Genomic DNA, 965 nt, shown 5'->3' on the forward strand with positions numbered 1-965 from the left:
GCGCTGCCGCGGCCTTGGCAGAGGATGTGCCGCGAGCGCGCGAACATCACGATGTCGGCCACGGTGAGGAAGTAGTGTTCGTACTTCAGCTCGGCAATCAGCGCCAGCTCGTGCTCGATCTGCGCCTGGACCTTGGCAGAGATGCCGTCGGGCCAGCGCCGCCCTGCCCCCTCGTAGGTGATGCGGCGCAGGTAACCCGCTGGCGTCTCGCCGGCCGGGACCACCTCGTCCGGGTACTGGTAGCGCAGTTCRTCCAGGCTRAAGTTGCAGCGCTCGGCGACTTTGAGCGTCTCGGCGAGCAGGTCGGRTGYGTAGGTCTGYGCGAGCCGCAAWCGCGTTCGCAGGTGGCGCTCYGCGTTGGGTTGCAGCTCGAGGCCGCACTCGGTCAGCGGCTTGCCCAAGCGCGTCGCGGTCATCACGTCCTGCAGTGGCTTGCGCGACCGCACATGGAAATGCACGTCCCCCGCGGCCACCAGTGGGATCGCCGTTGCCTTGCCGACTTCGGTCAGGCGGTACAGCCACATCTCGTCGTCGAGCAAGCGCAGCTTCTCCACCGCGAACCAGCAGCGCCCCAGGAACTCCCGCATCAGCCAGCCACCGAGCCATTGCAGTTGCGCGGGCGTCACCATGCGCTTGGGTGAGGCCAGAACGACGCAGCCTTCGAGTTTCGATCCGCTGATCTCGCCGAGGGGAAGCCGGTACATTCCCTTCTCGGAGACGCGGCGCAGCTTGGTGATGAATTCGGACAGATTGCCGTAGCCCTCCAGATGGCAGGCCAGTACTGTGAGCGTGAACGGCAAGGCATCTGCGTCCAGTGCTTCAGGCTCGACCAGAAACTGACTGCCAATCAGCAGCTTTATCCCTTGCTCCTTCGCAGCCACGTGGGCGCGCACTACACCGGCCAGGCTGCATTCGTCGGTGATCGCCAACGCGCTGTAGCCCAGTTGCTTGGCGCGCTCGACCAG

The 965-nt window shown here is 65.3% G+C and carries 1 protein-coding gene; it reads right to left on the reverse strand.

Annotated features, from left to right (window positions below):
• On the reverse strand, window positions 1-965 hold a 965-nt coding region (locus AC1DJH_RS33070), incomplete at both ends, for a PHP domain-containing protein (RefSeq protein ID WP_478188610.1).

Source organism: Variovorax sp. 10N412 (assembly GCF_056394985.1).